Origin of the sequence: Flagellimonas lutimaris, from assembly GCF_051494225.1 — a bacterium.
GTDB classification, from domain to species: domain Bacteria; phylum Bacteroidota; class Bacteroidia; order Flavobacteriales; family Flavobacteriaceae; genus Flagellimonas; species Flagellimonas lutimaris_A.
The window spans coordinates 649,049-670,414 of sequence record NZ_JBNPYE010000002.1 but is presented as its reverse complement, the minus strand read 5'-3'; the positions used below and the strand labels follow the sequence as shown (position 1 = coordinate 670,414).

At 37.5% G+C, this 21,366-nt stretch carries 23 protein-coding genes and 1 tRNA gene; 7 read left to right on the top strand and 17 right to left on the bottom strand.

Going from position 1 to position 21,366, the window contains the following annotated elements:
- The first annotated feature begins 41 nt into the window (after positions 1–41).
- Positions 42–117: transfer RNA gene (locus ACQQ5U_RS08200), tRNA-Phe, on the top strand.
- Between the two features lie 88 nt (positions 118–205).
- On the opposite strand, the gene ACQQ5U_RS08195 is transcribed toward ACQQ5U_RS08200, so the two are convergent.
- Positions 206–1,219 (bottom strand): hypothetical protein, encoded by a 1,014-nt coding sequence (locus ACQQ5U_RS08195; RefSeq protein WP_437396656.1) that lies wholly within the window; start codon positions 1,217–1,219, stop codon positions 206–208.
- Between the two features lie 136 nt (positions 1,220–1,355).
- Between ACQQ5U_RS08195 and ACQQ5U_RS08190 the strand changes: the two genes are divergently transcribed.
- The 3 genes from ACQQ5U_RS08190 to ACQQ5U_RS08180 are packed head-to-tail and all read left to right on the top strand — an operon-like array spanning position 1,356 to position 4,176.
- Positions 1,356–2,246, top strand: a complete 891-nt coding sequence (locus tag ACQQ5U_RS08190; protein WP_437396654.1) for a sce7726 family protein — start codon at positions 1,356–1,358, stop codon at positions 2,244–2,246.
- The gene (locus ACQQ5U_RS08185; RefSeq protein ID WP_437396653.1) at positions 2,227–3,159 is read left to right on the top strand and encodes a sce7725 family protein; all 933 of its coding nucleotides are present in this window, start codon (positions 2,227–2,229) and stop codon (positions 3,157–3,159) included. The genes ACQQ5U_RS08190 and ACQQ5U_RS08185 overlap by 20 nt, the downstream gene beginning before the upstream one ends.
- A gap of 3 nt (positions 3,160–3,162) precedes the next feature.
- Positions 3,163–4,176, top strand: a complete 1,014-nt coding sequence (locus ACQQ5U_RS08180; protein ID WP_437396651.1) for an RES family NAD+ phosphorylase — start codon at positions 3,163–3,165, stop codon at positions 4,174–4,176.
- A 357-nt stretch (positions 4,177–4,533) separates the two neighbouring features.
- Here the strand turns inward: ACQQ5U_RS08180 and ACQQ5U_RS08175 are convergent, their stop codons facing one another.
- A complete protein-coding gene (locus tag ACQQ5U_RS08175) occupies positions 4,534–5,289 on the bottom strand; it encodes a hypothetical protein (RefSeq protein ID WP_437396650.1) in 756 nt (251 codons plus the stop codon).
- Positions 5,290–5,626: 337 nt separating this feature from the next.
- On the opposite strand from ACQQ5U_RS08175, the gene ACQQ5U_RS08170 reads away from it, so the two are divergent.
- Both ACQQ5U_RS08170 and ACQQ5U_RS08165 read left to right on the top strand, forming a co-directional pair.
- The gene (locus tag ACQQ5U_RS08170) at positions 5,627–5,950 is read left to right on the top strand and encodes a hypothetical protein (RefSeq protein WP_437396649.1); all 324 of its coding nucleotides are present in this window, start codon (positions 5,627–5,629) and stop codon (positions 5,948–5,950) included.
- Between the two features lie 143 nt (positions 5,951–6,093).
- The gene (locus tag ACQQ5U_RS08165; RefSeq protein ID WP_437396648.1) at positions 6,094–6,570 is read left to right on the top strand and encodes a hypothetical protein; all 477 of its coding nucleotides are present in this window, start codon (positions 6,094–6,096) and stop codon (positions 6,568–6,570) included.
- Here the strand turns inward: ACQQ5U_RS08165 and ACQQ5U_RS08160 are convergent, their stop codons facing one another.
- The 3 genes from ACQQ5U_RS08160 to ACQQ5U_RS08150 form a co-directional block, all read right to left on the bottom strand.
- Positions 6,571–10,002 carry a phage tail tape measure protein gene (locus ACQQ5U_RS08160; RefSeq protein ID WP_437396646.1) on the bottom strand — a complete coding sequence of 1,144 codons (3,432 nt, stop codon included), beginning with the start codon at positions 10,000–10,002 and terminating at the stop codon, positions 6,571–6,573.
- A 616-nt stretch (positions 10,003–10,618) separates the two neighbouring features.
- The gene (locus tag ACQQ5U_RS08155; protein WP_437396644.1) at positions 10,619–10,918 is read right to left on the bottom strand and encodes a hypothetical protein; all 300 of its coding nucleotides are present in this window, start codon (positions 10,916–10,918) and stop codon (positions 10,619–10,621) included.
- A gap of 129 nt (positions 10,919–11,047) precedes the next feature.
- Complete coding sequence (locus ACQQ5U_RS08150) at positions 11,048–11,218, bottom strand: hypothetical protein (RefSeq protein WP_437396642.1); 171 nt, start codon at positions 11,216–11,218, stop codon at positions 11,048–11,050.
- A 136-nt stretch (positions 11,219–11,354) separates the two neighbouring features.
- Between ACQQ5U_RS08150 and ACQQ5U_RS08145 the strand changes: the two genes are divergently transcribed.
- Positions 11,355–11,663: a helix-turn-helix domain-containing protein gene (locus ACQQ5U_RS08145; RefSeq protein WP_437396641.1), complete on the top strand. Its 309-nt coding sequence runs from the start codon at positions 11,355–11,357 to the stop codon at positions 11,661–11,663.
- Here ACQQ5U_RS08145 and ACQQ5U_RS08140 read toward each other — a convergent pair.
- From ACQQ5U_RS08140 to ACQQ5U_RS08085, 12 genes are all read right to left on the bottom strand, one after another.
- Positions 11,618–12,433, bottom strand: a complete 816-nt coding sequence (locus tag ACQQ5U_RS08140; RefSeq protein WP_437396640.1) for a hypothetical protein — start codon at positions 12,431–12,433, stop codon at positions 11,618–11,620. The genes ACQQ5U_RS08145 and ACQQ5U_RS08140 overlap by 46 nt on opposite strands.
- 20 nt (positions 12,434–12,453) lie before the next feature.
- Positions 12,454–12,723 carry a hypothetical protein gene (locus ACQQ5U_RS08135; protein ID WP_437396639.1) on the bottom strand — a complete coding sequence of 90 codons (270 nt, stop codon included), beginning with the start codon at positions 12,721–12,723 and terminating at the stop codon, positions 12,454–12,456.
- 88 nt (positions 12,724–12,811) lie between these two features.
- The gene (locus tag ACQQ5U_RS08130; RefSeq protein WP_437396638.1) at positions 12,812–13,327 is read right to left on the bottom strand and encodes a terminase; all 516 of its coding nucleotides are present in this window, start codon (positions 13,325–13,327) and stop codon (positions 12,812–12,814) included.
- An 11-nt stretch (positions 13,328–13,338) separates the two neighbouring features.
- Entirely contained in the window at positions 13,339–14,373 is a 1,035-nt protein-coding gene (locus tag ACQQ5U_RS08125) for a hypothetical protein (protein WP_437396636.1), read from the bottom strand.
- A 16-nt stretch (positions 14,374–14,389) separates the two neighbouring features.
- Positions 14,390–14,977, bottom strand: coding sequence for a hypothetical protein (locus ACQQ5U_RS08120; protein ID WP_437396635.1), 588 nt, complete (start codon positions 14,975–14,977; stop codon positions 14,390–14,392).
- 139 nt (positions 14,978–15,116) lie between these two features.
- Positions 15,117–15,308, bottom strand: coding sequence for a helix-turn-helix domain-containing protein (locus ACQQ5U_RS08115; protein WP_437396633.1), 192 nt, complete (start codon positions 15,306–15,308; stop codon positions 15,117–15,119).
- 109 nt (positions 15,309–15,417) lie between these two features.
- On the bottom strand, positions 15,418–15,807 hold the full coding sequence (locus ACQQ5U_RS08110) for a hypothetical protein (protein WP_437396631.1): 390 nt from the start codon (positions 15,805–15,807) through the stop codon (positions 15,418–15,420).
- Between the two features lie 10 nt (positions 15,808–15,817).
- A complete protein-coding gene (locus tag ACQQ5U_RS08105) occupies positions 15,818–16,099 on the bottom strand; it encodes a hypothetical protein (RefSeq protein ID WP_437396630.1) in 282 nt (93 codons plus the stop codon).
- Between the two features lie 104 nt (positions 16,100–16,203).
- On the bottom strand, positions 16,204–17,079 hold the full coding sequence (locus ACQQ5U_RS08100; RefSeq protein WP_437396628.1) for a hypothetical protein: 876 nt from the start codon (positions 17,077–17,079) through the stop codon (positions 16,204–16,206).
- Positions 17,079–18,347, bottom strand: coding sequence for a tyrosine-type recombinase/integrase (locus ACQQ5U_RS08095; protein WP_437396626.1), 1,269 nt, complete (start codon positions 18,345–18,347; stop codon positions 17,079–17,081). Before ACQQ5U_RS08095 ends, ACQQ5U_RS08100 begins: the two co-directional genes overlap by 1 nt.
- 317 nt (positions 18,348–18,664) lie before the next feature.
- Positions 18,665–20,203, bottom strand: coding sequence for a hypothetical protein (locus ACQQ5U_RS08090; protein ID WP_437396624.1), 1,539 nt, complete (start codon positions 20,201–20,203; stop codon positions 18,665–18,667).
- A gap of 384 nt (positions 20,204–20,587) precedes the next feature.
- Positions 20,588–21,283: a hypothetical protein gene (locus tag ACQQ5U_RS08085; RefSeq protein WP_437396622.1), complete on the bottom strand. Its 696-nt coding sequence runs from the start codon at positions 21,281–21,283 to the stop codon at positions 20,588–20,590.
- Positions 21,284–21,366: the final 83 nt, after the last annotated feature.

The window sequence follows — 21,366 nt, the reverse complement described above, 5'->3', positions numbered from 1 at the left end:
CCTAATTTTGAAATTATATTTGCACCCGCTTAATAAAGCTTGGTACCTTAGCTCAGTTGGTAGAGCAACGGACTGAAAATCCGTGTGTCCCTGGTTCGATTCCTGGAGGTACCACCACAAACCCTCGCATCTACAAGGATTGCGGGGGTTTTGTTTTTTGGTTAACAATATGGTTGACAAAAAATTCCCTTTTAAAGAAAATTTACTACAATTCATACGGAAGAAAAAATTGATCAACTTCGGTATAAGGAATTACCTCAATGCCATCCATATTCTCCTTTATAGATAACAATCGGGCTTTCAATTGATGAGCATTCATATCCTGATAATATATCTTTTCGAGATTTTCCATCGAATTTAGGATTGCGCGGTCTATTTCCCTATTGAAAAATGGAAATGAATATCCGACCACAACTAACACGTTTGTTTGATTAGTTTCTCTTTGGGCCATCTCCACTATTTCAAGATTAGTATTATTCTCACCTTCCCAGGCAAATGACAATGTTGGGGCCATGTCCGTTGAATAGGTCATCCTTCCAAAGTTTATAAGTACTTCGGAAAAAAAGTGATTATCCAATTCTCTTAGCGAATTTGCATATTGTCCATTTTGATAACCACGTAATGGATGATAGCTGGAGGTGCCGTTTAATTTTAATAGTGAAAAGCCATTTGTACGTCTTTTCAAAAGATGCTTTGTTTGGATATTCAGTCCTAAAGCGTTGTCACCAATGTCTTTTAGTCTGTTATTGTATTCAGAATATGCCATCTCGAACTGTGAATCATAATTCCAGCTCAAGATTTTTAGGTTCTGGGGCATTTCCCCAAAATTGCTTAGCACGGATGCGAAAAACGTATCATATCTTTTATCGAATCTTTGACGACTCTGTTCAATGGTAAAGTAGACAGACATTGCAACCTTGAGGTTCCTGAGTTGATTGTGCTCATTGTTTATGGAAAGTTTTTTGGCAAAGGTATCTATACTAGCATGTGAACTGGCCTTTTCCTGCATCCATTTGAACTGATTCAAAAGCTGATTCAAAAGCTGAAGATTGGTCTTCCCTTTTGGAATTGGTTGGATATCTATTTCTTCCTCAACCAATATTTTGGAATAGTCCTCAATTACCTTAGCCACATCAGCAATGCTTTTGGGCATGTTCCTTACGACTGGCAATACCTGGGCACTAGCCCCGGCACCAAACAAATAAGTAATGTTTTTCATTATGGAAATTCAATGAATTAAAAATACGTATTGAATTTAATAATGGAGGATATTGGTAGAACGAATTCTGAGAAACGGTAGAGCATTGAATTTCCCAACAACATAGATATCTAAAATTATGAGCTAACTTTGTATCATGTCTAAGGCTTCTAATTTCACGACAAATCAATTAAGGGATTATTCCACTTTGTTCTCCAGAAATCAGGTGAAATCATGGTTTAAAAATGATTTTACCTCAATTTACCAAAAAATATATAGGTATGATGAGGAATGGTTGACAATGAATAATTCAACTTATGTAGAATACCTTCGCTACGTATACAAAGTTCTTGAAAGTCATTACCAAAATGAATATATTTTTAAGAACAGTTTTTTAAATGAATGCTTGATAAAAGAAATTAGCTCCACTAACTCACAAATATTTTCTGAATTCAGAGTAGGAAATGCCGTGGCAGATTTGGCAATGTTCAATGGAACTTCAAAAGTTTTTGAAATAAAAACAGAAATGGACTCCGCAAAACGTTTAGATTTTCAACTGCAAAATTATCAAAGAGCATTCAATGAAATCTATTTGGTACTACCAGAATCTAAACTTTATCAATATCAACATATTGGAAAAGAAATAGGAATTATTGTCTACCAGCCCAATTTTATTGAAAAATTTAAAGTCATTCACAAAGCCATCCCAAACCAAACCGTGGACAAAAACACAATTATGAAGGTGCTTCATACACATGAGTACAAAAATTTGGTCAAATCACACTTTGGAAAGTTGCCTAAAATGACTAGTTTCAACCAATTTGAAAAATGCAGGGAATTAATTCTGCAAATTCCAAATGATGAACTAAATTCCTATTTTATTTCATTTATGAAGGCAAGACAAAAATCCATTGCCCTCAACAAGAAGCATTATAGAGAATTCAATCAAATAAGTCTTGCCCTGAAATTGTCAAAAACGGAAAGGAAAGCATTGATGGAGCATCTTAAATTACCTATCAAACCTAACCATGTATTATCCACTTCTTAGAGCGCGTCAATTTGAGTTAATAGCGTTACGAGATATAGCAAAAGCTGGTATTTCCCAGGGCACGATTATTCCAATATTAGAACCAGTCAAGGAATCATTCAATAATTTGAACATTGCGCTTTCCATTTTTGCAGATACACACCAAGATGCAATACTTATTATGAATCCATTGGTTGGAGACTTACCAGGGGACCATAATGTATTTTTGGATTATCTTCAAACCAGTGATTTCCCTATTGGCAGAGCATTTTACTACAGAAACAATTCTAATTACATTCAGGAATCAATAGCGAATTTCGGATTGGATAACTGTATGCTAGTTTGCCAGAATGACATTAATCCTGACGACCCACAATTTATATCCTTAGCAGAATTACCGTCGATACAAACCATTGTTGTGGAAGACCCAGGTAGAAACAGGGCATTAAATAGATATATCAGGGGATTGGATAAGAATTATGTCAGATTGGACGACTTTTTTGAAAAGCAAAAGAGAAATAGTGATTTCCTAGACATTCAAGAACATCGATTTTCTGAAGAACATCTTCACTATGCAAATGAAAGCTTCAATGGTTTTTCTGATTATACAGTTCTCCCTAGTGCATATAGTGACAGCGGGAGTACACCAAGGGCTGTTGTTATTCATCTTACTTACATGAAAGAAGACAACCAAATATGGATAAGACACTTCACATCGCATACTAATGATTCAATATCCAACGTACAGGGGAAATTCGCCGAAGCCGCTGAAAAGGCAGTTACCTTTTGCAGGGACAATGGCCTGAACAATGCTGCCATTATGGAGTTAGAAGATTATTATGACCGTCAACATTATCCTGGATTAGGAACTGTGAAAAAAATTAGTATTAAAAATCATCTTCTTCTTGTTCAAAACTACCTAACCCATCATTAAACCATGGAAGTTTGTCCAAGTTGTTTTGCAGATACTGAACTAAAGGCATTTATTTCTGCATCAACCACCATAGAAAACTGTAAAGTTTGCAATGCTCAGAACCAGCCAACCATGGACCTCAAAGAGCTGATGGATTTCTTTCAGGAGCTTATGGACAATTATACTCCAGTAGATTCGGGGGATAGTATAAAAAATAAAATTCAGGGTAACTGGAGTTTCTTTTCTGATCACCAAGTTGCGGAAACTATCTTGAATTATTTGTTGCCAAAACTCAACACCTCTATACACAATGCTAACACTCCAGTAGATTACATTCAGGAAATCACCAACAACTATGGGTATTGGGAAACACTAAAGCACGAATTGAAATGGTCTCATCGATTTTTATCTAATTTAGATCAGCTTCTTGAATTGGGCTGGGATGGCTTTTTCAATACTCAATACAGATTGACCAGCAACACTACCCTATTTCGAGCTAGGGTTCATCACCGAAGTGGAGATCAAGCTTATAACCATAGTGAAATGTATGCCCCTACCCGGGATTATGCAAAAGGAGGAAGGGCAAACCCCTTAGGAATACCATATCTGTACTTATGTGATAATCAAGAAACGGTACTTTATGAGGTTCGAGCATCCTATTTAGATGAACTCAGTATTGCCTCTTTTAAACTTAAACAAAATAATGAATTTGTTAACATTGTAGATTTTACTGAAGACACCCCTCTATTCCAGCCAGAAATGATTCAAGAAACTATTATGGGTAAATTATTAAGGGAAAAGGTCAGTAAGGATTTATCTAAACCTATGAGACGTTATGATTCCGAAATTGAGTACATACCTACTCAATACATTTGCGAATTCATTAGGATATATACCGGTGCAAGTGGGGTTCGGTTTGCAAGTTCCTTGCATCCATCCGGTAAGAATATTGTTATTTTCAACCAAGATTTATTAGACTGTACACAAGTTGACCTACATAAAGTAACCACTTTTCAACTTAATAGCAGTGAGTTTTAATCGTTTGAACTCTCAATCCACAACTATATCAACCATATTGTCAACCAGCTTACACTTTTTAATGAATTAAATATCTACCGATTCAATTATTGGAGACGGGTGTAATTGAACTGTCTAAGATTGGCAAAATGAATTGTACAATGCGAAAATGAAGCATTCCCCTAATTAACAGTATTTTCACAATTATATTGGCACCCTAATCTAAAAATGAATCGTACAGTCATTTTAAAAAATCAAGACTCCGATTTACAGAATTTTAACCATAAATATTACTGTACTTTTCATTTTACTGTACCTAAACTATAAAATCACCTGCCAATTGATGGCAGGTGATTTTTCAAGGAACTTGGAAAAGTATTATAACCTAATCCCAGTTGCGTTTTCAAATATCTCCGTAGTTTTTTTAACGGGATCTTTTATTATGATATAAACGTCATTATTTGGGTTATTGATTCCCAAACCATTTAGAAAATCATCTCTTAACTTATAAGCCACACTATTTTTCCCACCAACAATCTCGCCTTTAAGAATATCTCGTGCGTCAATATGAGTCATATACTTTGGAAGTATAAGAGAGACCCCTTTTGTATACTTTGCAATTGCTGCATCAATATAGATTTGGGCAATCATTTCATGTGGTTGGTAACAAGCTTCTTTTATTTCTTGACGTAGAGCTTTTAAATCATGGTCTCGTTGGGTCATTAAATCTTGCCTCATAGCATACAAATCAACTAAATTGGATTTAACACCAGGATTAAACTTTCTTGGATCAAGATTTTTAGCAACACAATCCTTAATGATTTCATCTATGGTTACAAAAAACTCATTATAACCGTTTAATAGCTCATCGAATGCTGCTTTATTATCTCTTTCACAATCTGTAAGTCGTAAGATAAGAGATGCATCTGGCAAAAATTCAACTTCAATTGTTCCCTCCTGCATGTATTCTACATTCCCTTGAACTAAGGAAGTTAAATTATTATCTATTTGATCAATAGAGGGTTCAAAGTTTTTATCGTTCCTTGAATCATTAAAACAAGTAATGACCAATGATAAAACCATAAAAACAAAAAGGACAAAGATAATTCTGAATGTAAGTGTTCTCGCAAACATAACTAGGTGAATTAAGGGTTAATAATTGATACTAAAACAATTAATCGATTTGGCGCCTGATTCTGAATCTATCAACAAATTAATTCTATATTGAATTATTTTTAATAAAAATGCCTCTTAATAAATGATATACGCTTTATTATTTCTTTTTTATGATAAATTCTGAAACAAGTACGGGACTAGTTGATCATATGGATGTTTCGAAGTGATTTTTAAACATAAAATCGATGAAATACATCATTCTTTAACATTTATAGATATTTCCTTAACACTTTAATGTACGATTATGATGAAAGTCATTTTTAAATTTTACATTAAAGTCAAGAAAAACCATTATATGGAAACAGATTATTCAATAGTGGGAAACACAATTACAATGCGTTTGGACTATATGGACAAATTGATGAAGAAAGTGGCCATTGTAGCAGCTGATGCAGCGGTGGAAAAATATAAAGAGGAAATGCTGAGGGATGAAAAACTCGGCTCTAAGGACGCCTCTATAAAGATTGGCGTAAGCAAAGTCACAATAATCAGGTACATTACCAATGGCAAAAAGATTGGAGGTAGAACCGTAAAGCTAAAGGCCACCAAGACAGGAAGGGACTATATCATTTCACGGCTCGACTTGGAAAAATTCAAAGAACAATTAAAAACTGAATAATAAGTTTTATCCCTACCCAACAAAAAAGGCCCAGTCCCCAAAGACTGAGCCCATTGGTTTTTGCGAAAAATGAATTTTCACATCTAAAAGAAGGGAAAATTATCTACATTCATGTTTTCACTCTCTCCTAATAAGTTAAAAAGATGGAATTCATCCAAAGCATTATTACTATTATAATAGCATTGATAGCTGGACTAGTAGCATTATATCAAGTTAAATCAAATGTTGTTTCCTCTGCTCGAATTAAGTGGATTGAAGATTTGCGATCAGCTCTATGTGATTACTATGATTCTGCACTTCGTTCAACACTATATCTGGAAAGCGGTGATGGATTTAAAAAATTAGGCTTTTCAGATGAGACAGCTTATACTAGGTATGAAGAACAACATTCTAAATACCATTTAAACTCCAACAAAATCCGTATGCTTCTAAATCCAAATGAAAAAAGTCATGCGAATTTGATTAAAATCATGGATGCCATTGATAAATTCTATCTTATAGAAAACGTCCAAGATATTAACCAGGAAAAAGTAGAGGCCAAACTTAAAGACATAGTTGAAATCTCTAGGGAGATCATGAAGACAGAATGGGACAAATCAAAGAAAATATTTTCAATTTAATCAAAATCCCTGTGCCTCAGACTGATTTAAAACTGACTCGATATTACCCAGTTTCCTATCAATGGGATCAAGCTTTTCCAGTAGTGAAGTATTGATAACGATCTGAGATAAATATTCGGTATTCTGTTGGGCAATTTCCACGCCCTCCCTTACATCAAGTCTTATACTATTGAGGGTTCCAGCCATGATACTTGCCGTTTCCTGTGTTATGGTAGAGATACTTCCCGCCAATCCCCTTTGTTGATTTCCCCCAAAAGTACCTCCAGCAATACCGGCATCTTTCAAAATACTGTCCAGTGCCTCCAATTCGTTAACTGAATTTGAGAATATATTCTCAGCCAAGTTCCTCAATGCATTGATGTCCCCTGCAGTAAGTCCGTTATCGTCCCCGGCAAGTGCTCCAAACTGGTCAAAGAAATCATTCGAGGCTTTCTCCAGGTACTTTAATTTCAATGCTTCAAACATCGCATTCCGCATCATTTCCTCAAAGGTTTCCGCGAAGTCGGCTGCAGACCTTTTCCCTTCCTTGAAGCCTTCGATTATGCTATCTGCCAAAGTAGTTGAAGTCGCACCAGTGTAGAGCTCATTGATTTCATTTCGAAGTTCAACAACTTTCCTTCTGGCCTCTTCCGCTTGCTGCTCCAATTCCTCAAGCTTTGCCGGGTCGGTACCAGAACCAGAACCTTTTTTACCAATAGTAATGCCTAACAATTTGACTTGTTTTCTGGCTTCGAGTTCTGCTTCATAGGCTAAATCCGCCTGACGTTCCAAGTCCTCCAAATCCTTAATGGCCTGCCTCCTGCTGGTAACCTTATCTTGACCCAAACTTTTGGAGATTACATAATCCAATTGGTCAATGGCCTTTTCCAGGTCTTCGATGGCAGCTTCAAATTTTGCTGTATCGGAAACCACTTCCACTGTAATAGCGCTGTTCAAAACCTTTAATGAACCTTGTATCATTTGGAGTGGGTCCCCGGATGCAATTTGACCTATCCCTTCTGCAACTCCTGCCAATTGGTCCAATAACTGAGCAACGTCCTCTTCTCCAAATTTTCTGAAAAGGGAAGAGGCTTCCCCAAGGACCCCGGATATCTGTTGGGTGGTATAGGAAATATTATCGGCCCTTTGTTTTTGCGCCTCCATTATCTTGCCCTCGGCCTCAGCAGCTTCCTGCGAACCATCCTTGGCAACTTTGAGCCTATCTCTCCAATATTTGATATAGTTTCGAAGTTCTTTATTGTTCAGTTCCGAAACAGTTCTTGTAAGATCATCATATAAATCAGCCTCTTGGTTCCTGTACTTGTTGGCAACCTCAAGCTTTTCTTGTTCAATCCGTATTTTCTCCCCAAGTACTTTCTTTTCAGCATCGGACTGGGATTTTTCATAGGCCTCATTCAACTTTTTCAACCTTTGCTCTATTGCCCTTATGGACTGGGTATCAACCTCAACATCAGTAACGATGGGTTTTATCTCCACCTCAACCTTTTCCAGTGGGTCACGGGTCAATCTGAGTTTGGCATCCGCTGCAGCATTTATGACTGCTCTTTCTTTTTCAAAGTTTTTTACCTTGGCCAGTTGGTCCCTTAAAAACTCCCCGTAATCACTGCCTTCTTTCAAAAGGTTCTGGAAGCGCTCATCTGCTTTATCCTTTCCAACCTGGTTTACGTAATTCTCATACTCTTGGTATAGTTCCCTTTTCTTTTGGAGATATTCCTCGTAAGTAACTAAATCGGGTTCATCAGGCCCCGGGTCTGGTTTGTTTTCATCATTGGTTCCGTTTGTGCCGCCACCTGATGACTTTAAGGTAATACCCAAACGCTTGGCCAGTTCCTCACGCTCCCTCAATAGGTCTGCGCCTTTTTCCTCTTCAAAGTTCAAGGATTTTTGGATGTTTACTAGCTCACTTAATTGAAAGCCAAACTCAACAAGTGGGTTAATGAGCCTACCCCCTCTGAGTTGCTCATCGGTAAACTGGGACAGCAAATCCCTTCCTTGCTCTACCAGGGTAGCATTATCCTTTATGGTCTTGCCTTCCCTTTCCGCTATTTTCACAAGCTGCTCACGGACCTCATCTTCCTGCTTGAGCAAATCGAGCCTTTTTAATGCAATGTCCTCATTTTGCTCACCTATCTTTCCATCTTGCCTTTGCAATATGATTTTGTTAATCAGCTGCTCATTGATTTCCTTTATCGATTTGGTCAGGTCCTTGTTACTGACTTTCTCGGAATCAATGTTTTTAAGAAGGTCAGGGTATTTGTCCCTAAGTTCATCAATCAACTTTACCCTGTCCTCATTTGTGGTATTGGCATCCTTGATTCTGGACTCCAATTCCAGAAGCTTCAACCTTTCTTTCTCGAGGTTCTCAATAACCCTATCCGAAGGCTCTAAGGCATCATTGAAAAATTTGGCTATTTCGCTGCTAAACTCCAAAATAGTGTCCCCAATGCCCTGCGTTGTGGCTTTGATACGATTTCTGAGTATAGCCCACTGATTGACATTGGAAGTGGCCATTTCCTGAAAAGCTTTCTCCGTGGCACCAATAGTATTTTGATACGACTGTAAATCCTTGTTAGCCGATTGAGCATTCTTTCCTGCTATGGCCAAAATGGCTTGCACTCCTTCAATCCTACCAATCTCCCCTTGTATCAAAGTTTGGTTCCCTTCCAAAGTGTTGTAAAGGGCCTGCATGTTTTCCTGTAAAGTCTTGGTACCGTCCAACCTTCCAGATTCATTCAATCCTACAATTGCAGACCTGATTTGTGTCATTGCTTGGGCCGTGGGCACACCTTGCTTGGTCAAAGATGCTACAGTGGCCAATACCTCATTTAGTGGAATATTGGAAGAGGCTGCAATTGGTCCAACTTGGGAAATATTGGAAGAAAGTTCCTCAAAGGTGGTTTTACCCAGTTTTACCGTATTGAAAAGTGAATCGGCAACCTCATCGGACTTTTCGACTTCGATATTAAAGGAATTCAAAATAGTGGTCAATCCATCTGCAGAGGTAATCGTATCGGTAACCCCGGCAATAGCGGATTTAGCTGACACCTCTAAAAGCTTCAACCCCTTAGCCCCATCATATCCGGCAGATACTATCTGGTAATACGCTTTTGCCAATTTCTCGGGACCGTCTGGGGTTATTTTGGAAAGGTCGAACACAGAATTTGAAATCCCTTGGAAATCCTCTTGTACGGCATCCGATATAGTGGCAACCTCTTTCATGGCTTGCTCAAAATCCTTGGCCATATTGTAAGCCCCATTCCCTATTGTAGCAAAAGCAGCCGTAGCACCAACTGCCAAAGCTGCGAATGGATTAATCTTTGAAATCTTACCGGATAGGCCCTGGATGATGGAAACGGTATCAAGTGCGCCTGAGCGTAGTCCAGAATTATCAAGTCCGGTAGCAAAATATAAACTGTTATCTCCTTTGACCATTGTTAAGCCTGGTTTTTATTAAAATTAGCTTTTGGAGATTGCGAAATGCCTTCTCAACACCACTGTTTTCAATAGTTTCAATGGATTGTTGCTAAAATTAACCGAAGCCCTTTATGGATTGTGGCATCTACTCTTTTGTTTTCGGTAGTTGCAGCACTTTTAAATCGAAAACACACTTACGCATCTCATTTTCAAGTGTTTAATTATTTTTTGCTAACTTTAAATGTGAAATCATAAAATTCTTTCCCCCACAATTTGCTTCCCCCAACAAGGATTTGGGTCCATTCATTTGACCCGCTTGACTAATTAATTTTTAACCCTAAAAATTATCCTTATGAAAAAAGCTGTTTTTTACGTTGCCACTTTAGTATTTCTGATAGCATTGGCTAGCTCTTGCAAGGACCGCCCGAAAATTGGAGATGATTTGAATGAGTGTAGATCAAATTGTAATACTGGTAGCTTGGATGGAGACACTGCATGTTTGGATAGATGCAATTGTTACCACACAAGCGGGCAGGAAATAAAAAAATGTAATACAGAATATGATGAGGCTATAAGTACCGATTGATCATTAAATCAATTTCTAAAGTCAGTTTGAAGGAAGATTTAAAGGAATCTAGTCAGCTTTTAGGATTTTCCACATTTCTTCCTTCAATACTTCATTATGCTCTTTGGGAATCCATTTCCCAAATGCATTACTGTTGATCAACACGGTCAATAGTTGTTCTTTTATTTTTGTGACCGCCTCAATCCTTTCTTGCCCTTCTAGGGATTGGGCTTCTCCCATTGATTCGTTTAGACTGGAAATAAGGTTAGTTGCACTATCCAATGCTCTTTCTCTAACCTCAACGGACATCATGCCATTGATTTTATTCATTGCGCCCATAATTTTTTTAAAGTCCTTTTCTTTACTCATAATAGTTTTGTTTTGATGTTCTTATTGAATTTTCAGGCTTGACCGGCCCATTATATCAACTTGATTGTCAACCAAAAAATAACCCCTAATAATAATAAGGGGTTTTGGTTGTTTTTATGGAGCCGGAGCTTATCGAACTTTAAAATATCTATCCATTGAATTCTGTAGTAAAATAGAACTTTCGGCCTCCTTTTTCTTTGCTTCTTCCAAAGAAGCCTCAAGCTTACCGTATGCTTCACAATACGAGTCAGTTGATAATTTTTTCATGTTGCTTGCCGTTTTAGAAGTGGATTTTTTCATTTTATTATAGTTTTTCTAAATTTTTATACATCAAATCTAAGTATCACTATAACAATAAACAAATAAAACTATCATTTCATCGACAATTATTATAGCTACACTAAATATTTATACCTTTGTTTCAAACATCTATACCATGGAATTGTTGAGAATCAGGGAGATTTTAAAGGACAAAAACATCACCGGAAAAAAACTTGCCAGTGCGGTAGGTGTTACACCCGCCAGCATTAGTAACATATTGAACGGAACACATTTTCCCAAAGCTGAATTACTTGTTGCCATTGCCAAAGAACTTGATGTGGAGGTCCGTGATCTTTTCCATGGGAAAAAAGGTAATGAGCAACCTTATGGATATATTGAATACAAAGGCGAAATCCACAAGGTTGCATCTATTAATGATTACGAAAAGTTATCCAAGATATTATCTAATACATCAGAAGAATGAAGGCTATTCGATTTTGGAGCAGATTGAATGCCATCCTTGGCCTTTCTTGAAGCCATAGTCATGTCAAATCCCGCGAATATTTTCCCGTTATTCACAAATTGCTTGAATTGAATTGTATTGATTTGAGGGTTTTTATCACTATTCACACCCATGGGAATCAAATACTTCAACTCCCCCATATCAAAGCTTCCTACACCCCTAAAAGGCTTTGCGTTTTCCATAAATTCCAAATAGGCTTTTCGGACTTTTTCCAAGGAATCATAGGCAAGCTTCTCTTGTTCACTTTCGATATAAGTCCTACAACGATCTTCCTTCAGAGTTTCGGAGTCTTCGCGATTAATCCAGAATACCATCAACTTGTCGTTGTAGGAAATATATTTTATGTCCAACCTATCACTTACACCTCGATATTTGCTATAACGTGGCTCAAACCTCTTCAACTTGTCCAAACTGCTGGATAGTCCCGACAGATTATTTTCTAAACCACGCTTTAAGCGCTTCCTAACAGATTGAAGCGATGTTGTGCCACCCTTATCGAGTTCTTTATCGATAAAGGCTTCATAAACCTTTTTAAATTGCACTATACCTCCCTTTAAGAGATCTTTGAAAGTCTTATTGGAAAAGGGTCCCATTTCAAGTTTTTCATATTCGGTTTTCAAGTTTTCAAGCAACGGCTTGTATTGTTTGAACTGTTTTTGAAAATCCTCAAATAATTTTTTGTCCTCGTGGATTAAGACTCGTTTAAATTCTGCTTTCTTTTTCGCTGCCATAATAGTGTTGATTTAATTGTTTATGATTTTAATAACTTCTCAGAAAGTTCCTTGATTCGTTTGGTGCGTTCCTCTTGGGTCATTACCACATGCTCCACCCCGGCTGTTCCCGATATCTCGCTTCGCTGTAATTTTGGCAAAACAAACTCGGCATACTTTGCAATGATATCCAATGCTTTTTCTGGATTGTCCTTGGCCACCTCATCCAACCACTTGGATAATTTTGGTAGTTTTCCTTCAATCAGTTTTTGAAAAGAATCTCTGATTTCCGAGGTCGATTTATTGGGCACACCCTTTCGGGATTACTTTTTCCCCAGTTCTGCTGCTTGTTTCGATGTTAAACTCATAGTATGTTACTTTTAGTTACTTTAACGAGGATTACTCTTCATCATCTCCGGATAATATCCGTTTCATTTCATCCATCAATTCTTCCCTAGAATATTCAATCTTTTCACCCCTAGCGGTATGGTCAATATTCTTGGAGTCCCTCCATTTATTGGGCTGCCTATTCTTCAACCATGTTAATTGAGCGGAAACATCTGGAACTACATGCTTTTTTATAGTGGTAATTTTTACTAGTTTTTTTGTGTTCGGGTCTAATTGTTCTCTGCGCTCTTCATACTCATACCCAACAGCCCTTTGATATAGCCTTTCTGCCACTTCTGCATCCGCCACCATTTTACCTTTCCTTTGGGCTAAAGAAAACTCTTGATGATTCTTCTTCCAATTGTTGATTGTAGTCTCGGAAACATTGAAGAAATTTGCCATTTCCTTATCAGTGGCCCCAAGCAAACAAAGCTTGTATGCAGTATCAGCATACTCAGGCTTAAATGATGAGTTCCTACCCCCGCCAGGGTTTCCAAATGCATAATTATTGTTCTTTGGTGCTCCCATGATTTTGTCTTTTAGATTTTTAGTTCATACCCCTCTTTCGTCTCCTTGAAATTATCGGCAAGGAAGTAAGGTTGTGATTTGAGGTTTTTTAATTTATCAGCATTCTTGTCCAAGAATCTACTTGCCTTCTTGGGGATTCCTGTAACTGGCTTTTTTAATCCCTTCCTTTGACCATTCAAGAATTTGATAAAATCATTCTTGGGCATTAATTGAGACGTGGTGTAACAAAGACAATTGACATGGAAACCAGTAAACTTGAAATCCTTTGGATAGAGGCCAACCAAATCATCACAGATATCCCTTACTTCATGAGCTGGGCTTAAATGAACCTCAACTCCCAGAATGAATGGTAATTTTTTTCTCCGTTCGATATCTGCAGTTCTGTATGCAATATTGATTTCATTACGGGCCAACCTTAGTGCATTCTTATAACTGGAACGATAAACACCGGTACCAGGATGATAATCTTTGGCCGGATTGCTAAGCATGAGTTTACCTGTTTCGGGGTTCCTTAACCTTCTGAATCTCTTTTCAGGTTTCTGAAGGTACCTCCTGATATCCATGGATAGTTTCGCTGCAGACCTTCCAGACGTCAAACCCTCTGCCACAAAATAATCAAGTTGGGCACGTGTGGCCTCGGTAATGTTCCATACCCTTTGTGATAAAGTGAAACCACCTGCTTTCCTTTTTACAAAAGCTTTGAATGCTTCGAGGTTCCTCTTCTTCATCTGCTCTTTCATGTACTTGGGCACATTGATTCCTTTAATGTAGTTATCAACCAATCGATCATTGTGGTCATCTGAGAGGTCCCATGCTGTTTTAGTGGTTGCGGTTATATGGTCCAATAGGATTTTTTGGTACTTGTCCAAAATGGCATCCACTCTTCTTTTGATACCCATGTTCCGATTCCACAACCTTGATGAAGATGTTGCCTTATATTTTCTGAGCACTGGGGCCAGTTCTGCAGCCATGTTCCGGTATATGATGCTAAGTGCCCTATCCTGTTTGGTCAAAAATGCCAGTAATACTTTGTGGTTATCTTCCATTATGAGTGCTTATATTTTATACAATTGGGATTCTAGACGTTGGGTTAAACTCTTTCTTCTCAACATAATTCAAGTACCGTTCAAAATTTTCTTTCTTTGAAATGAATTCAAAAGTCAGTACGTGAGGTCGTTCACTAATCCATGGGTCTTTTTGGGCATTTATAATTGCTTTGAGGATATCCTTTTTCTCATACCCTTCTTCTAACAATACCCTGAATTGTCTTTTTGCACTGTCACTAATACTCTTTAAATTCTTACCAGTTAATTTTTTAAAAAAATCTAGAAAGGCAGACCAATCAATTTCATCAGTTTCTTCGTTTTTTGGTTTATTAGGTTTTTCATGTTTTATTATACTATCATTGCTTTGTTCAGTGCTATGATCTTGCTTTATCAAGTGCTTTGCATTTGCTTTGTCAGGTGCTTTATCAATTTTTGACAAAGCAATTATGTTGGCAGTGTACTGGTTTTTACTTCGTTCCACTACTTTAAAAAATCCCCATTCCACCAAATCCTCGAATGTTTTCTTGTAAGTGTTGTATGATTTAATCCCTATAACCTCCATGGTCATTGCTGATGGCAATCCGAATTTTTTCTTCCAACCCAACTGGTTACAATGCTCCACCGCGAAACAGTAAACAGCCGTATGATTGGGCCTTATTTTTTCGGGGTTTTCCGAGCAGAAGTTGAACCATGATTTCGTAAGGGTATAACCGTTCATTTAAACACTTTTTTGTAAACATTATTTACTTCTTATTTGAGCCGTACGTTGGCTTCATTGTCTTCTGGAATTCCAATACCTCATCCATATCGAAATAGTACCTTGGATGAATTGTGGATACCGGGGTAAGCCTCTTTTCTTTGCACAGCTGCCTAACATATTCAGGTGTACATGCCAAGATTTCTGATGCTTGCTTTATTGTAACTAAATTGTCCATATACTTTGTTTTTCAAAGTTTTAGCTAAAGTATCATCTACTTATCCGAACCAATTGCAATTACTAAGCTCTATGCAATAGCTTCAACACTTTTCTAATATGTGTGCTTATTATTGATACAAATCCTTTTGATCCGACTTGTTCCATGCAAAAGACAACTCGAGTTCAAGGGTTCTCTTTTCCTCTGTCATAGCTCTCATTCTTTGGACAAGTAGATTTGAAGCGTATTTCTGTAACCGGATGGCAGTATCAGATCGAAGCCGAAACCCAATGGCAATGACCTCGTTTAAATCAAAAACTTCTTGAAGCCTTTGTTTTCCATCTTGTGCAACATGGCGGATTTTCGCCCCGTTGATTAATCCATCTTTTTTAAGGTCCTTGATATTGTCCGATAGAGTTTTTCTAGGCACATTGTACAACCGTTCAATCTGGACCCTTGTCGCAAATTGCCTTTCGCCATCAGTTATTCCAAAGCGTTGAAATATTGTGAGGTCTTCCATGGCCTACCCATTACCCTCTTTTATACTTAATGGATTTGGCCTCTTCACATACCCGATCAAATTCTTCTTGGGTTATGATATATTTACGCCCAAATTTCTGGGCCTTAATCCGATCATCTCTGATAGCGGTCCATACAGTAGAAACCGTTAAAGGTGTGTTGTCTGCTATATCCTGTGGTGAATACCTTTTAATTGATTGTTCCTTTGGAATTTTATTCCCTAGCTCTTCGACCTTATTGCTTAGGGTTTTTATTTCGTGAAGTATTTGTGTAAATGGGTTAGTTGTATCCATAACCGTGAGTTTTTATGTTAACCACGGCTAAATTATCAGTTTAACCTACTGTTTTTCAATGTTTTGATTACACATGTTACACAAGTGTAAACAGTGTATTCATTTTAGTTGAAGTAAGGAATGTTATTATGGTCGTAATCGTGCTCCTTTGTACGCTTAATCGTATCAATACCCATTGGGCACTTAAGAACCTTCTCGCAAAAGTATTTGTAGTCATTATTACTTGGCTTTTCGGAATAATAGTTCTTTGAATGAAGGTTCTTTAAAAGTGATGCCAAATAACCTTTGCTACCCTTTTCGGCATCTGTCCATATATGGGTTTTCATTTCTATTTTACCATTGAGTGATTCAACCAAAAACTTAAAAGCTCCGGGTTTGAATTTATCCGTTAACCCTATATTGGATTCCTCATTTGAATCCCATTTCAAAATACCCGGTTTTAAAGTAGTGTGCTTTTCTCCCCCTGGTAAAATCTCGTCCGTGAAAATCGTATTTAATTTGAAGCTTTCAGGATTCATTAGGCCATTGATGAAATTCCTAATATGAGTGAACCTATCACTTAACAAGTTGGTTATTTCACTGATTTGAACCAACGAATCATAACGTCGTTTCTCTTTTTCACTAGACTTATTTTCTGACACCTTTTCTTCAAGTTGATACAAATCATACGTCCTATAAAGAGGCATTTCCACAAGAGGTAACATAGAGGTTAGCAAATGGTTGACCGTTGATTCATTGTTCAACTTTTGAATCAGATTGAATAAACCTTCATCAAACTTATCCCATCTATCATCATCATTCAGCTTTTTCATTAAATACTCAGACCATAATTCTATATCGGATTCAACATTCTCTCCTTTTATAGAATCATAGATAGGATCTGGGTCACATAGTAAAGAAAGACTAGCATAGGGAATATCAATATCCTCGATTAGGGCCAACAAATCATTAACCGCAACTTTATACTCTTTGTAATCCATCAATCAACTTTTCTTAGAGGTGTCATAATTCCATTGAAGACATCACCAACCGCTTCCCTTTTCGCTTCTTGATCAACTTGATAGTAAGTGTTCAGGGTTTTTAAATCAGTATGGCCAGTGATTTTACTGATCAACTTATCGCTCTTGCCTTTTCTTTTCATCATTGTAATGAATGTCCTTCTGGCTGTATGCGTTGAAATGTGATCGTGGAATGGCATAGTCTCACGAATTATTTGTTTTCCCTTCACAATAACCTTTTCCACATCATGGGTGTATCCAGCATCTTTAAAAACATCCTTGATATATTCATTCTGCTTTTGATTCGCAATTAAGGGGAGTTGATAATCATATTTTTTGAGAATCATTTCAGACAATGTATTCAATGGAATTTCCCGAGGTTTTTTAGTTGAGCTCTTTTCCTCTTTCAAATGAATGGAACCATCCTTTACATTATGCTTGCCTATCAATTTGAGTTCCCCAAACCTCATCCCGGTACAACACGCGAAAACAAATACATCCCTGACTCTTTCCAAACTTTTAGTTTTATACTGGTAGTTCATTATCTTGGCCAGGTCTTCTCCCTTAAGTGCAATTTTTTCCGTGAAGGCCTCTTTCATTTTTTCAAACTTCTTGAAATCATCTTGGTAGGTGTATCCGTTATCTAGGGCCCAATACATGAATGTCTTGAACAAACCAAGGTTTCTCCGATAGGTATTGGTGGCGTGTTTTCGGTCAGTCATACAATAATCAGTAAACTCGGCATGGAACTTCTTATTGATTGAATTGAAAGTCAGTTTGTAGCCTCTAGCCACTTCAAATTCCTCCAGAATATTTTTAATGTTGTTATACCGTTTTATTGAACTCTCAGACCATTTTTGTTGCATTTTATTGGCCTCCATAAATTCGTCGTAAGCCTTAAAGAAAATATTCTTACCTGATGGCGCCTTTTTGAATTCAGTGTCAAATTCATCCCTCAAAAACTTTGAAGTGAATTCCTCACCGTATGACTTGGTCCTAGCTTGAAGCTCTTCAAACTTATCCCTATACCTGTTTATCTGCATTCTTATAGAAGAGGCATGAGGCGACCTGTTTTTTCCGTTTGATATGGGTTGACGATTTTTGAAATCCCAGTGCTTCGGATGAATCTTTTCACCAGTTGAATACACAAATTTCCGTTCCTCATATTTGAAATAACACGAAAACAAAATCAGGGTTTCATCATTACCTTTTGGATGCTTAAGAAAGAAGGTTGAAGATAGAGTTGACATTCCAGTTTACAATTTAGTTGACAATAATATCACATCTTGACTAAAGTGTGAATTTTGTAAAGGTATGAAAAACCCTTATTTATCAATAGTTTTAACTACTAAAATGAATTATGACTTTATTTAAATTGTAAAAGGTTCAATTACTGGAGGTACCACAACAAAAAACCGCAAAATCTTGATTCAAAGATTATTGCGGTTTATTTTTTTAAAGGCATCTTTTATTGAAACTTTGCCTATTGTTTTTAAGTCGAGTTGAGTATTTATTCATTTACACTCACCAACAAAGCCGATTTTCGTACAAACAATAAACTTCCCAACTACTCCACATAACTTTTTTGTTCCTCCTTAACAACGGCACAACTATTAAGTGATGATCTTCTTGTCCTGATCACATCTATTGGCACTGTCTCGGGTTCACCAGTAAGACAAGGTCTCAGTTGATCAACAATAAATCTCCAAACATTCTTGCCATCCTTTAACGAAAAGTGTGGTTCGCTATCCCAATACAAACTGACAATGCCAGAATCAAAAAAGTCAAGGGATTTGGAAGTGTACATTATGTTTTGAAAACCATCGTGCCCACAATGACAGAGACCAAGAAAATGTCCAATTTCGTGTGCGAGTATGTATTGAAAAGTATCCGTGGGATAAACATCCCTGTAAATAACCCCAGAAGGAACGTTCCAATCTATGGTTATACAACATTTATCATCCCTTCCCTGGGTCTCGCAATCATTCGGAAAATCATCACATTCAAGAATGTCCCTACCACCAACTCGACCAAAATTATCAAGTTTGAAGGCCCCTAACGCAATCAAACTACAATTTACATTGGGGCGCCGACCATATTCTGGTTGCCCCAATAGCGATTCAATACGGTTGGAACTCATATCGTATTCATTTTCCGTAACCTCAACCCCTGTCTGATTTCCGAACCAGGAAAAGTTCTTTCTGTCGTTCCAATCCAAAATAACCCCTACATCATCAAGTTTTCGCGCTGCAGTATCCAACATTTGGGAAACCACCCTTTTGGAAATGGAATAGACCCTTATCCTCTTTTCCCTTCCTTCACTTTCCAAATACTTTGATATGATCCACCTATTAACGGGCCAGATACTTTCATCGCCATTGGCCGATACGGACTTAACAACCGTATTGGGGTGGGCAATCCCAAGCGAAAAGGAATCAAAGCTCAACAATCCGGCCATGGCGTATAAATCTATTATCCCATCCTTGTGCATCCTCCATAGCGGTGTATTATCCGAATCAAGATAAAAGGTCAAATGCTTAGAGGGCAACCTAAACCCAAACCTTTTACCTTCCAAACCAATAGCTTTTCGAACCCTGTCCAAAAGCTCAGGATTATCGCCAAAAGTATCGTTGACCAGTTTCTTTACAAATTTCTTAAGGGCCGACCTTTTAAATTTATCCACTATCCCTCCTACTGCATAACCACCGGTAGCAAACCTTAAACCATCAATTCCAAGGTCAAATACATTTTGCACCAAATTTCCCAAGTTTTTAAGAAGACCCGGTAGATCCAGTCGCAGAACGGAGCCTACAATCCCGCCAATATCACGGACCACATCAAATACCCCGTGCATGATATCAGAAAAACCTTTAACAAAACCACCGATCAAACCACCAACTACATTCCCTACAAAGCACCCTACACTACCTGCATTGTCGCATAACCAATCAGTGGCCGACTCGATTCCGCTCTCCACGGCATCGGTCACCGCATCCACGGCATCCTCCACCGTATCCACCACTGCATCAACAGCATCTTCCACGACATCGCCAACGGCCGAAGCCGCAGAGGAAACAGCATTACCTATACTACTGAAAAAACCCATAAGTACAATATTTGAAATTAATAAGGGGGACTAACTTCCTTTGGCATGAATATGACCAATAGGCTGGACGGAACCTACATAAGCTACTAAACAAGTCTTGATTTACCGAACACATCTGTATGGAATGACCGTAATATTGTGTGTTTTGTAAATATTACAACTATTGAGTTACTTTTCCTTATAAAATCCTGAAAATAACTACACTCTATCCATTAGGATATTCCATGGAGAAAAACTTAGATGTATTGCTTAAAATCTGGCGGTACCACAAAAAAACCCGCAAACTATGTTTGTGGGTTTTTTGTTTAGCGTCTTTTCTGCAAAACCACAAGATGCAATCTTGCGGGAGCGGGGGATTTGGTTTAAGGAAGGAAGGAATAATAGTTATAAACATGCTTTTAATTCGGTAACATTTTTAAGTCCAAAATCAGTCTCTTGGAGTGGTTTTAATTTTAGTCCAACCTTTTTGATTTCCAAAATTTGATAGATATTCATTTTTTCAACTTGGCCTAAGGTGAAAATCAGAAAAAGGTTTTCCTTAACCTCTTTCAAATACCAAAACCCATTATCCTGCTCCCAAGTATGATTTAATAGATTTAATTTTTTACTTTTTTCTCCAAGTATTTTGTCGATCCAATATTGGTCTGAACTAAATTCGATTTCAGTATAATCATTCAATGGTTCAAATCTGTTACTTACAAGGAAACTTGATACTTCCTGAATGGTTTTATTAAGTTTATGATCAAGGTCCAATTTCCTAAATATATGAGCCATATTATGTCCTGAATCCATTTCAAGGGAATCATTTCCGTATTTTTTTAACTTTCCTTTTACTCCTTCAAACTTTAATTTGACCTTCTTTTTTTTGAAAATGAATTCTACGTCAACTACAGTGTCAGAACCTATATGCCCCACCGTTGAATTGTCAAAATCAATTAAAATTCCTTCGCCTCCCCTTGTGGATACCCTACTACGGTCAATAATTTGATTTTTATATGACATCCAAACTCCATCCAACTTCTGACCGAAAGAATTGGTTAGTCCATTTAATATAAATAAAATGATAAATGCTCTTTTCAAACTTGTTTATAACGGTTCTCGGCTATGATTTCGTTGTGGCTGGCGGCTGGCGAGCGACGGCGTTGGCCGGTGGGATTTTCCAG

Excerpts from the sequence above, each read along its gene's own strand:
- ACQQ5U_RS08195 (WP_437396656.1), bottom strand. The coding sequence starts at position 1,219 with ATGAAAAACATTACTTATTTGTTTGGTGCCGGGGCTAGTGCCCAGGTA.
- ACQQ5U_RS08190 (WP_437396654.1), top strand. The coding sequence starts at position 1,356 with ATGTCTAAGGCTTCTAATTTCACGACAAATCAATTAAGGGATTATTCC.
- ACQQ5U_RS08185 (WP_437396653.1), top strand. The coding sequence starts at position 2,227 with ATGTATTATCCACTTCTTAGAGCGCGTCAATTTGAGTTAATAGCGTTA.
- ACQQ5U_RS08180 (WP_437396651.1), top strand. The coding sequence starts at position 3,163 with ATGGAAGTTTGTCCAAGTTGTTTTGCAGATACTGAACTAAAGGCATTT.
- ACQQ5U_RS08175 (WP_437396650.1), bottom strand. The coding sequence starts at position 5,289 with ATGTTTGCGAGAACACTTACATTCAGAATTATCTTTGTCCTTTTTGTT.
- ACQQ5U_RS08170 (WP_437396649.1), top strand. The coding sequence starts at position 5,627 with ATGGAAACAGATTATTCAATAGTGGGAAACACAATTACAATGCGTTTG.
- ACQQ5U_RS08165 (WP_437396648.1), top strand. The coding sequence starts at position 6,094 with ATGGAATTCATCCAAAGCATTATTACTATTATAATAGCATTGATAGCT.
- ACQQ5U_RS08160 (WP_437396646.1), bottom strand. The coding sequence starts at position 10,002 with ATGGTCAAAGGAGATAACAGTTTATATTTTGCTACCGGACTTGATAAT.
- ACQQ5U_RS08155 (WP_437396644.1), bottom strand. The coding sequence starts at position 10,918 with ATGAGTAAAGAAAAGGACTTTAAAAAAATTATGGGCGCAATGAATAAA.
- ACQQ5U_RS08150 (WP_437396642.1), bottom strand. The coding sequence starts at position 11,218 with ATGAAAAAATCCACTTCTAAAACGGCAAGCAACATGAAAAAATTATCA.
- ACQQ5U_RS08145 (WP_437396641.1), top strand. The coding sequence starts at position 11,355 with ATGGAATTGTTGAGAATCAGGGAGATTTTAAAGGACAAAAACATCACC.
- ACQQ5U_RS08140 (WP_437396640.1), bottom strand. The coding sequence starts at position 12,433 with ATGGCAGCGAAAAAGAAAGCAGAATTTAAACGAGTCTTAATCCACGAG.
- ACQQ5U_RS08130 (WP_437396638.1), bottom strand. The coding sequence starts at position 13,327 with ATGGGAGCACCAAAGAACAATAATTATGCATTTGGAAACCCTGGCGGG.
- ACQQ5U_RS08125 (WP_437396636.1), bottom strand. The coding sequence starts at position 14,373 with ATGGAAGATAACCACAAAGTATTACTGGCATTTTTGACCAAACAGGAT.
- ACQQ5U_RS08115 (WP_437396633.1), bottom strand. The coding sequence starts at position 15,308 with ATGGACAATTTAGTTACAATAAAGCAAGCATCAGAAATCTTGGCATGT.
- ACQQ5U_RS08110 (WP_437396631.1), bottom strand. The coding sequence starts at position 15,807 with ATGGAAGACCTCACAATATTTCAACGCTTTGGAATAACTGATGGCGAA.
- ACQQ5U_RS08105 (WP_437396630.1), bottom strand. The coding sequence starts at position 16,099 with ATGGATACAACTAACCCATTTACACAAATACTTCACGAAATAAAAACC.
- ACQQ5U_RS08100 (WP_437396628.1), bottom strand. The coding sequence starts at position 17,079 with ATGGATTACAAAGAGTATAAAGTTGCGGTTAATGATTTGTTGGCCCTA.
- ACQQ5U_RS08095 (WP_437396626.1), bottom strand. The coding sequence starts at position 18,347 with ATGTCAACTCTATCTTCAACCTTCTTTCTTAAGCATCCAAAAGGTAAT.
- ACQQ5U_RS08090 (WP_437396624.1), bottom strand. The coding sequence starts at position 20,203 with ATGGGTTTTTTCAGTAGTATAGGTAATGCTGTTTCCTCTGCGGCTTCG.